The sequence below is a fragment of the Pseudenhygromyxa sp. WMMC2535 genome (assembly GCF_011083025.2).
Window position 1 is genome coordinate 1,939,030 of record NZ_JABJWV010000001.1, and the last position, 10,897, is coordinate 1,949,926.

Annotated in this window: 7 protein-coding genes; 6 read left to right on the forward strand and 1 reads right to left on the reverse strand. The window is 70.3% G+C overall.

Going from position 1 to position 10,897, the window contains the following annotated elements; translation table 11 throughout:
* Window positions 1-33 precede the first annotated feature (33 nt).
* The 6 genes from G6O69_RS07310 (at window position 34) to G6O69_RS07335 (ending at window position 9,456) form a co-directional block, all read left to right on the forward strand.
* Window positions 34-3,042, forward strand: a complete 3,009-nt coding sequence (locus tag G6O69_RS07310; protein ID WP_172302804.1) for an aminotransferase class III-fold pyridoxal phosphate-dependent enzyme — start codon at window positions 34-36, stop codon at window positions 3,040-3,042.
* Window positions 3,035-4,024: a hypothetical protein gene (locus tag G6O69_RS07315; protein ID WP_172302805.1), complete on the forward strand. Its 990-nt coding sequence runs from the start codon at window positions 3,035-3,037 to the stop codon at window positions 4,022-4,024. The genes G6O69_RS07310 and G6O69_RS07315 overlap by 8 nt, the downstream gene beginning before the upstream one ends.
* A complete protein-coding gene (locus tag G6O69_RS07320) occupies window positions 4,021-5,289 on the forward strand; it encodes an aminotransferase class III-fold pyridoxal phosphate-dependent enzyme (RefSeq protein ID WP_172302806.1) in 1,269 nt (422 codons plus the stop codon). The genes G6O69_RS07315 and G6O69_RS07320 overlap by 4 nt, the downstream gene beginning before the upstream one ends.
* A 145-nt stretch (window positions 5,290-5,434) precedes the next feature.
* Complete coding sequence (locus G6O69_RS07325; RefSeq protein WP_172302807.1) at window positions 5,435-6,649, forward strand: hypothetical protein; 1,215 nt, start codon at window positions 5,435-5,437, stop codon at window positions 6,647-6,649.
* A 217-nt stretch (window positions 6,650-6,866) separates the two neighbouring features.
* Window positions 6,867-7,874 (forward strand): trypsin-like serine protease, encoded by a 1,008-nt coding sequence (locus G6O69_RS07330; protein ID WP_172302808.1) that lies wholly within the window; start codon window positions 6,867-6,869, stop codon window positions 7,872-7,874.
* 295 nt (window positions 7,875-8,169) lie between these two features.
* The gene (locus G6O69_RS07335; RefSeq protein ID WP_255215725.1) at window positions 8,170-9,456 is read left to right on the forward strand and encodes an RNA polymerase sigma factor RpoD/SigA; all 1,287 of its coding nucleotides are present in this window, start codon (window positions 8,170-8,172) and stop codon (window positions 9,454-9,456) included.
* A 329-nt stretch (window positions 9,457-9,785) separates the two neighbouring features.
* Here G6O69_RS07335 and G6O69_RS07340 read toward each other — a convergent pair whose 3' ends face one another.
* Entirely contained in the window at window positions 9,786-10,637 is an 852-nt protein-coding gene (locus tag G6O69_RS07340; protein ID WP_172302809.1) for a site-2 protease family protein, read from the reverse strand.
* Window positions 10,638-10,897: the final 260 nt, after the last annotated feature.

Here is a 10,897-nt window from a genome sequence, read left to right on the forward strand (position 1 = left end):
TCGTCGCTCGGGGCGGGTCGCTACACTGGGGCGGTGACCCACGACCGAGAGCATTCCCGAGCCCTCGAGCTCCTCGAGCTGCACCAGCGCGAGGAGGCCCCCGCGCCAGACGCGCCCATCCGCCGTGAGACGGCCCGCGTGCGCATCCCCGAAGGTGGGGCCCTGCCCCGCTCCGAGGCCCTGCTCGAGCGCCTCTACCACGGCGAGCTCGTACCCCGGGAGAAGAAGGCGCTGGTCATCGACACCCGGCGATGCAGCGGACCCTACCTGGTGTCGATCGACGACGCGCCCATGGTCTTGCTCGACGCGTGCAGCCAGATCGCGACCTTGACCCACGGCTTCGCCCACCCGGGTGTGCTCCGCGGGCTGCACCAGGGCCGCTTCGATCGCAGCTTGTGGGCCAACCCCGACAGCACCGTCGGCGAGCAGCCCGAGCTCGAGGCCTACGCGGCGCTCGTCAAATCCAAGGCCCCCGCCGGCCTCGACCACGTGACCTTCGTGGGCGCCGGCGGAGCCGAGGCCAACGAGAAGGCCCTGCGCCTCGCCCGGCTGCACGCGCCCGCCTCGGCCGAGGGCGGCGAGCGCAGGCGCGTGCTCGCCTTCGAGGGCAGCTTCCACGGGCGGACCTTCGCCAGCCTGGCCGCGACCTCGAACCCGGCCAAGCGCAAGGGCGTGGACCTGCCGGGCTACGAGGCCGTGTTTTGCCCCCGCGACCTCGCGGCCCTGCGCGCGACCTTGGACGAGCGCGCCGACGAGCTCTACGCCGTGATCATCGAGCCGATGATGGCCGAGGGCGGCGACATCCACCTGACCCGCGAATTCCTGCTCGGCGTGCGCGAGCTGAGCGCGGCCCACGGCCTGGCGTTGGTCGTCGACGAGGTCCAGACCGGCTTCGGGACCAGCGGCCAGTTCTTCTGGTGGAAGCACCTGGGCCTGGGCGAGACGCCCGAGACCGCGCCCGACGTGCTGACCTGCGCCAAGAAGGCCGGGCTCGGCGTGGTGCTCTCGCGCTGGGCCGACCCCGAGCCCACGCCGGTCAACGTGGCCTCGGCCCTGCGCGGGCTGATCCACGCCGAGCAGGCCGAGGACCAGGCCGAGCTCGAGGGCCCGATCCGCCTGCACCTCGACGGCCTGGCCGCGGCCTTCCCCGCCCTGGTCTCGAACCTGCGCGTGGCCGGCTCGGCCTTCGCCTTCGACCTGCCCACGGCCGGCCACCGCGAGGCCTTCATCAACCAGCGCTTCGCCCGGGGCATGATGGTCTACCACGCGGGCGAGAAGACCATGCGCTTTCGCCTGGCCGCGTGCTGGGAGCAGCGCCACCTCGACGATCTCTTCGCGCGGATCGCCGAGGCCCTGCGCCGCCTCGACGACCCCACGGCCCCGGCCCTGGTCAAGGAAGGCGGCACGCGCAAGCGAGCGCGGCGCGTGGAGATCCGCGAGGTCGAAGAGGGCGACTGGGCCGAGATCATGGCCGTCGAGCAGCAGGCCTACGAGGCCGAGCGGGCCGACAGCGAGGACTTCCTGCGCGAGGCGGCGCGCTACGGCGTGGGCCTGGTCGCCCGCGACGTCGAGACCGACGCGCTGCTCGGGTTTTGCTTCGGCGGGCCACTCGAGCGCTACGCCGACGTGCCCGGGCCGGACCGCGACGAGCAGCGCGGTGAGGGCCTGGGCTTCTACGCCGCGGACCTGACCGTGGCCGAGGACGCCCGCGGGCGCGGCATCGGCCGCCAGCTCAAGCGCGCCCAGGTCGAGTGGGCCCGGGCCGCCGGCTACGACTTCATCACCGGGCGCAACAAGATCGGCGCGACCGAGGAGATGGCCGGGCTCAACCGCTCGATCGGCGCCTACCCGGCGATGATCCTCGACGGCCAGTACGGCGGCGACGCCCAGGCCGAGTACTACCGCGTGCCCCTGCACGCCCCGCGCCTGACCAAGAAGCACGCCCGCGGCCACGATCTCTCGGCGGGCATCCAGGCCCCCTTCGGCCCGCGCCCGAGCTTCATGGCCACCCGCGAGCTCGTCGGACCGACGGCCTCGCGGCTCAACATGAGCAACTGGGCGACCCTCGACTCGGTCCACTACGCCGAGCACCTGCGGGCGATCCTCCCCCGCGGCACCGCCCACCTCTACACCACGAGCTCCCGCGACGAGCTCGTCGACAAGTCGCTGCGCTGCCTGAAGATGAGCCGGCCGCAGGCGACCCTCGCCATCGGCCTCGAGGGCGGCTACCTCGGCCACAACACCGCGGCCGCGCGCTCGCTCTCGGACCCCGCCGGCTTCGGCCCGCGCTTCGCCCTCTTCGACTGGCCGCGCCTGCCCCACCCGGAGCAGGCCGGCGTCGAGGCCACGCTCGCGGCCCTCGAGGCGCTGATCGCCAGCCGCGGCGCCGAGGCGATCATCGGCGTCTACGTCGAGCTCGTCGGCGAGCGCTCCGGGCGGGTGCTCGAGGGCGCCGCCGCCCAGGCCCTGCGCAAGGCCTGCGACGCCCACGGCCTGCCCCTGGTCGTGGTCGAGACCGCCACCGGCGGCTACCGCAGCGGCGCCGGGCCGTGGGGCCTCGACGCCCTGCCCAAGGCCTTCTTGCCCAACATGGTGCTGTGGTACCCGGGCGGCCAGCTCGGGCAGATCTTCGTGGACTCGCGCTGGTGGATCGGCGCGCCCTTGCAGCTGATCTCGACCTGGGACGGCGACGAGCTGTCGATGATCCGCACCCACGAGCACCTGCGCGCGGCCCATCGCCTCGACCTCGCCCTGGCCATCGACGCCCTCGACGACCTCGTGGTCGAGGCCGCCAGCTGGGCCGGCGAAGGCGCGCGCATCGGGGGCCGCGGGCTCTACCGCACCCTCGACCTCGGCCCCAGCGACGACCCCGACAAGGCGGCGCGCGCCCTGGCCGTGCAGGCGCGCTGCCTCGAGCAGGGCGTGCGCGTGGGCGTCGGCGCCCCGGGCACCCTGGTCTTCGTCCCCCGCCTCGACGTCGAGGCCCCGAGCCTGCGCGGGCCCGTGCGCGCGGCCTTGAAGGCGGCTCTGACGAGTGCCTGAGCTGCACCCCGAGCCCGAGCTCGAGGACGGCCTGGACGACCCCGTGGGCGTGGAAGAGCAGACCCGCGAGCTCGTCGCTGGCCGCCTCGCGCAGCTGCGCGAGGGCGGCGTCGAGCTCGACGCGCTCGCGCCCTTCTTTGCCCGCGTCCGCGCGCAGCTGCCCGAGCAAGCCGACGCCCTGGCGAGCTGGGCCGCGGCCTGCGACCTGCCGGCCCACGCCCTGCTCGCCCTCGACGGCGGCGTGGTCGAGACCCTCGTCGGCGGCGAGCACGAGCGCGGGCTCTCGCTGTACGTCGCCGGCCCCGACGGTCCGGTGCTCGCCGGCGCCTGGCAGCTCGAGCCCGCCTTCGCCGAGCACATCGAGCTGCGCGCCCTCGACCACGGCGGCTGGCGCCTGGCCGTGCCCGGGAGCCTCGGCCTCGCGGGCGTCACCCGAGGCGGGGCCGCGCTGACCAGCTTGCACCTGCGCCCCGCCGCCCCCGGCCCCGGCCTGCCCGGCTCGGCCGTGCTCGACGCCCTGCTCGCGGCCGACTCGCTCGCGGCCGCGCGCGCCAGCATCGAGACGCTCGATCTCGTCGACGGGCGCTGCTGGATGCTCGCCGACGGCCACACCTTCTTGGGCTTCGAGCACCTCGGCGGCGCGCGGATCTTGACCCGCGTCGGGCCCAAGACCGGCCACGTCCACGTCAACCACTGCTTCGATCCTTCCTTGCGTCAGCGCGAGGCCCGGCCGCGCAGCCCCGAGAGCTTCCGCCGCCTCGAGCTCGCCTCCACGCTCTACGTCCAGCGCCGCCCCGAGACCCTCGCGGGCGTGCTCGACTTCTTCGACGCCGTGGAGGAGGCCGCCTTCGCCAGCGCGCCGCGGCGCCGCGCCGAGACCCTGTTCGCCGTCGAGCTCGCCAGCGGCCGCGCCTGCCTGCGCCGCCGCGCCGGCGACCCGCTCGAGTGGATCCGCTTCCCCGCCCTCGAACCACCGCCATGACCCACGACCACGACCACGACCCCGCCTCGACCTCGCTGCTCGAGCGCCAGCGCGCCCACCTCTTCTTCACCTGGTCGGCGCAGCGCGGGGCCAAGGGCCTCGAGATCACCGACGCCGCCGGGGCGCGCTTCGAGGTCGCCGGCAAGGGCTGGGTCTGGGACCTCGAGAGCCAGGTCTACAACGTCAACGCCGGGCACAAGCACCCCCACATCCAGCAGCGGATGATCGCGCAGATCCAGGCCCTGCCCGCCTGCGCCCCGGCGGCGGTGCTGCCGATCCGCGCCGAGCTCGGCGAGCTGCTCGCGCAAAAGACCGGCATGGCCAAGGCCTTCTTGACCACCGGCGGGTCCGAGGCCGTCGAGAACGCCATCAAGCTCGCCCGCCTGCTGACCGGGCGGACCAAGGTCATCACCCGGCGCAACAGCTACCACGGCGCGACCTTGGCCGTGCTCGAGGTCGCCGGGGACATGCGCAAGCAGCCCTTCACCGCGACCATGCGCCCGGCGCTGCACATCGAGGATCCCTACCCCGCGCGCCAGGCCGCCGGCGAGCAGCCCTCGGACTGGCTGGCCAGCGCCGAGGCGGTGATCGAGCGCGAGGGCGGGGAGAGCATCGCCGCGATCTTGCTCGAGGGCTTCACCGGGACCAACGGCATGCAGCACCCGCCCGCGGACTTCTGGCCGGGGGTGCGCGCGCTTTGTGACCGCCATGGGATCTTGCTGATCGACGACGAGATCTTCTCGGGCTTCGGGCGCACCGGGCGATGGTTCGCCCGCGAGCACTGGGGCGTGCGCCCCGACCTGATGACCGTCGGCAAGGGCCTGAGCTCGGGCTATGCCCCGCTCGCGGGCGTGCTCGTCAGCGACGCCCTGGCCGCGCGCTTCGACGACGAGGTGCTGTGGTGCGGCCTGACCCACTACGCCCACCCGATCAGCTGCGCCGCCGCCGTGGGCAGCATCGAGGTGCTCGAGCGCGAGGGCCTGCCCCAAAACGCCGAGCGCGTCGGCCAGGTGTTCGCGCGGCGCTTCGATGAATTCGTCGAGCGTCACGCCCACGTCACTGGCCATCGCGGCCTCGGGCTGATGCGCGCCCTCGAGCTCGACCGCGACGCGAGCGAGCTGTCCGCGCGCGCCTGGTCCCTGGGCGCATACCTGCCACAGCGCGGACCGCTGGCCTTCGTCTGCCCGCCGCTGTGCCTGCGCGAACACGAGGCCGAGGCGATCTGCGAGCTTCTCGATCGCGCGCTGCTCGAGCTCGGTGACTGAGCGAGATCCCTACCGTACCCCGCCGCGAGGTCAGGGTACCGCCATCCAATTCAGCCAAAGCTCGCGAACCAAATGACACGCTGGTGCGCCATCCACGATGGTTTCGACAGCTGTAAAACGTGCGCTGGCAGATTAGGATGGGTCGGTGCACGCAGGACTGAAATTGCAATTGATGACCCTCGCCCTCGGTGGCCTCGCCTTTGGCTGTGGCGACAGCGCGGCCGACGGTGACGGCAGCGGTGAGAGCGACAGCGAGACCGCGAGCGCCAGCGGGACCATGGACGAGGTCGGAGACCAGGACGGCTCCGGCGAGCAGGGCAGCGGGACCATGGACAGCTCCACCTCCATGGACGACGGGACCGCCGATGATGAGAGCGGCTCCACCTCCATGGACGGCGAGACCGCCGATGACGAGAGCGGCTCCACCTCCATGGACGGCGAGACCGCCGATGACGAGAGCGGCTCCACCTCCATGGACGGCGAGACCGCCGACGAAGACAGCTCGGGCTCGACCACGAACGGGTCGACCGACACCGACCAGGACTTTTGCAACAAGGTCGACTTCCTGTTCGTGATCGACAACTCGATCTCCATGCTCCCCGAGCAGGAGGCCCTGACCGCCGCCTTCCCCGGGTTCATCGAGGCCATTGAAGACAGCCTCGACACCGACGACCACATCCTGGTCACCGACACCGACCTGATCGGCTGGTGCTCGCCGGGCAACTGCGCCAACCCGGACAACCTGCACGAGACCTGCGAGGGCGCCGACTCCTACGCCTGCACCCTCGAGCTCGAGGACTGCGACGTCACCCTCGGCGCCGGCGTGGTCAAGCCCGCGGGCCAGGGCGCGAGCAACATGTTCTGCGATCCCTTTGGCGGCAACCGCTACATCGTCGAGGACGAGCCCGACAAGGTCGACACCTTCGACTGCATGGCCCACGTCGGCCTCGCCGGCTTCCCCAGCGAGCGCCCCCTCGACGCCCTCGTCCAGGCGGTCAGCGATCCCCTCAACACCGCCGGCGGCTGCAACGAGGGCTTCTTGCGCGACGACGCGATCCTCGTGGTCACCTTCATCAGCGACGACGACGGCAACAACGAGGTCAACTCGCCGAGCGAGGCCTTCGAGCAGGTGCTCGCGGCCAAGGGCGGCGACCTCGACCGCATCGTCGTGCTCGGCCTCGCGCCCTTCGAGGACAACAACTGCTCGTTCACCGAGGGCGCCGGCGACCACTGGCTCGAATTCATCAACAACTTCGGCGACCAGGGCCTGCACGGTCCGAGCTGTGACGACGACTACGTGCCCTTCTTTCAGAGCGCGGTCGATGTGATCGTCCAGGCCTGCCAGGCCAACCCGCAGTAGAAAAAAATTCGTTTCGCATCGAGTGAAAGCGCGCCTTCACGCATTCGCGTGGAGGCGCGTTTTCATGACTTCGCATTGGTCGAAAGAACACTCGTATGCACGTGAGGACAGTTGTGAGGAAAAGTGTTCAAACGTCGCGATGAAAAAAAGCCCGCCGGCTTTGAAAAACACGACGTACACACGGTCGGCTAACCCGTAACAGGAGAACCCCAAGCTCATGCAAAACCGCCCGACCCGAGTGATCTTCGCTGCCCTCTTCGCCCTCACCGCCGGTACCGCCGTCGCCTGCGTCGACGACGCGGACACGATCGAAGATGGCGACCTGCGCATCATCAACGGCGACCCCGCGACCAGCAACGTCACCGAGTACGAGGCCACCGTCGGCATCCACGCTTACTACCCCGCCCAGAGCTCGGCCTCGGCCAGCCCCTTTTGCTCGGGCACGCTGATCAGCGACGAGGTCGTGATGACCGCGGCGCACTGCTGTGACGGCATGTCGGCCAACGGAGCCCTCGTCTACTTCGGCGAGGGCCCTGCCCACGACGGCACCTCGTGGACCGGCGATCTCTTCTTGCTGTCCGAGATGCTGATGCACCCCAGCTACAACAGCGCTCAGCTCAACAACGACATCTGCCTGCTGCGCCTGGCCAGCCCCAACACCGACGTCACGCCGATCCCCCACCTGCCCGCGGCCCAGGGCGTGACCAGCAGCGACGTCGGCACGATCCTCGACCACGTCGGCTTCGGCTACTCCAACCTCGCCAAGACCGAGTACGGCGTGAAGCTCCACGCCGAGGTCCCGATCTCCGAGGTCTCGTCCACGAAGATCGCCTACGTCCAGGACGGCGACCCCAACTTCGGGCCGTGTAACGGCGACAGCGGCGGCCCGGCGTTCATCGAGCGCAACGGCAGCACCTACGTCGCGGGCATCACCTCCTACGGCGACTCCGCCTGCATCGAGTACGGCGTGAGCACCAACGTCTCGGCCTACGACAGCTGGATCAACGACTTCATCGGTGGCGACGACGGGGGCAGCGACGACGGGGGCAGCGACGACGGGGGCGGCGAGTCCAGCTGTGGCGACGGCGTCTGCGATGTCGGCGAGAGCTGCGACGGGCGCTATCAGACCACCGCCTGCTCGAGCGACTGCCCCGGCAAGACCAAGGGCAAGCCGTCCAGCAGGTACTGCTACGTCGACGGCGTCTGCGAAGGCCCCGGCTGCTAGCGCGCCGGACGGCGGAGGATGGTAATGCGCCCTGAGCGCGGGATAGGAGATCTCTACCAGACTGCGCGATCGGCACCTCACATATAAAACCTGACATCGTGTGAAGCGCACTTCTGCCTGGCAGAGGTGCGCTTTAAACGTTGTTTTCAATGCTGTAATCCGCGCAACTATTTTTTCTGTAATCTATATTGCATCGCCAGGACATGAACTGGTACGGTAAAAATGCACTGACACTGGAAGTTCCTCAGTGCTCCGCCGCCGCCCACGGAAGGGCCCCACCAAGGAAGGTCAAGTCATGTCGACGACCGAACGCAACAAGGATGTCCAGACGAAGCAAGCTGCTTCGACCGCTCGCAACTCGCGGACCAGCATGCGCGCCTACCTCGGCGAGCTCTCGAAAGTCGAGATCCTCAGCGCCGAAGAGGAGCAGGCTCTGTCCGCTCGCATCGCAGACTGCCGCCGCCGTTACTGGCGAGCGCTGCTCGGCTACCCGCCCTTCGCCTCGGCGATTGTCGACGTCGTCGAGCAAGCGATGGTCGCCGACAACGTCGACGATCTGCCCAGCGAGGGCTTCGACACGCTGCGGCGCAGCGCTCGGGCCTACCGCGACCGCGAGACCAAGTCGAACCGCAAGATCTTCGATCAAGATCGCGAGCACCTCGCCAACTTGCTCGGCGAGCTCGACCGCGACGGACAGTACAGCGATCCGATCGCCGCGGACCTCGACGCGATCGAAGCCAACCGCCGCGAGGGCGTGCGCATCAGCGTCGCCCACCCGCCGCGGGGCAGCCGACCCTTCGCCAGCTACGTGCAGCGCGTCCGCAGCTGTCGTCAGGCGCTGTGCTGGGGGAAGAACGAATTCGTCAAGGCCAACCTCCGCCTCGTCGTGACCATCGCGCGGCGCTACGACCAGCGCCTGATGTCGCTGCCCGACCTGATCCAGGAGGGCAACCTCGGCCTGATCAAGGCGGTCGATCGCTTCGACGGCAGCCGCGGCTACCGGTTCTCGACCTACGCCACGTGGTGGATCCGTCACGCGATCAACCGCGCCCTGGCCAACAAGGGCCGCGTCGTCCGCCTGCCCGCGCACGTGTCCGCCGACATCCAGCGCCTCCAGCGAGCCACCCGCGAGCTCGAGGTCCGCAGCGGCGAGCTCCCCGACATCAACGCGCTCGCCAAGGCCACCGGCCTGAGCAAGGCCCGGGTCCGCAAGCTCAGCAAGCTGACCCTGACCAGCCCCGTGAGCCTCGACGCCCCGAGCAGCGACGACGACTCTCGCGGCATGCTCGATCGCCTCGAGGACGCGAGCACGCCCTCGATCTCCGCCCACGTCGAGCTCGAGAACCTCGCCTCGCACCTGCGCGACGCGCTGTCGACTCTCGACCCGATCGAGGTCGACATCCTCTGTCGGCGCTACGGGCTGGGCTCGCGGCCGAGCGAGGAGTTCGAACCGATGACCCTGCGCGAGCTGGGGGAGCTGCACTCGCTCTCGCGGGAGCGGATCCGTCAGCTTCAGCAGCGCGGGCTCGCGAAGCTGCGGCGGGAGTTTCAGCGCCGCGGGCTTGGCGAGCTCAGGCTTTAGTACCCCCCTCGGTGCGTCAGCAACTGGGGCCATGCACGTCCGCCCGCTCCGCGGGCGAACGCCCCCTCTGCGAGGGGGATGGGCTGGGGCATGTAGTTTGAGACCGCACGTGGTGACCCCCCATGGGGGTCTCGTCTCCGTGGGGGGGCGGTGGCCCTTGGGAAGGGAAGGTCGTCTTCCTTCTTCGTGAGGGGGCGGTGGGCCTTGGGAAGGGAAGGTTGTCTTCCTTCTCCGTGAGGCGGCGGTGGGCCTTGGAAGGTTGGGCATGAACAAAGACCGGGCGAGCCTCGCGGCTCGACCGGTCTTTGATTGGCCGCGTGTTGGGAGGGTCAGCGGCGACGGATGAAGACGACCCTCGGGGCGGTGGGGTCTTGGGCCGAGGGGTGGCCGGGGCCGCTGGTGGACTGGTTGGGCCAGCCTCGTTGGGGGTCGGGGGCCCAGCCTGCCGCGGCCGCGCGTTGGGCTTCCCAGGCGGCCTGGTAGCGGACCATGGAGAGCTCGCGGCGGGCGGCGAAGTAGACGAAGACGGCGACCAGGGCGAGCACGTAGTTACCCCCAATGAGGCCCCACAGGCCGAAGGCGACGGCGAAGACGGTGCCGAGCTTGGCGGCCATCTCGGTGGCGCGGACGCGGCCGTGACGACGCTGCATCCAGGCTCGGAACACGCGGCCGCCGTCCATGGGGAAGGCGGGGACGAGGTTGAAGAGGGCGAGCATCAAGTTGGCCCACAGCAGGCCCTCGAGGACGACGGCGAGCAGGCCTCCGCCGGACAAGACGCCGGTGGCGACGGCGACGAGGGCGAGGATGGCTGCGATCCCCAGGTTCACGGCCGGGCCGGCGATGGCGATCCACAGCTCGGCGCGGGGCTCTTCGGGGACGCGCTCGAGCTCGGCGACGCCGCCGATGGGCAGCAAGGTGATGCGCCGGGTCTCGATGCCAAAGCGCCGGGCGACCAGGGCGTGGCCAAACTCGTGGAGCAAGACGCAGGTGAAGACCGCCAGGGCGAAGGCGACGCCGAAGAGCACGGCCCAGCCCGAGTGGGCGCTGCGCCAGGTCGTCAGCCCGATCCACAACAAGACCAGGGCGAAGCTGGCGTGAATGCGGGTGGGGATGCCAAAGATCCGCCCGAGGTGCCAAGACCAGCGGTCGCGCTGGTCCTCGGGCGTGGGCTTTCTGAACATGGGTCGGTCCACGGACGGAAGCCTAAGTCGGCTCTCGGTCGAGGCAAGCGCGCCGGCAGCGTCGGGGGCGCTCGCGTCGCCGACGCTACTAGTGTGCGCGGCAGAGGACTTGAAGGGTCCCAGGCGCCGGACCGCCGGTTGCTGACGAGGCGCGAGGAGGGAGTTTGTCGGGCACAAATGACTGACGAGCAACGAAGTCAGCGGCCGGTGCTCCAAGCCTGGGGCCCTTCAAGTCCTCTGCCGCGCACACTAGCGCGAGC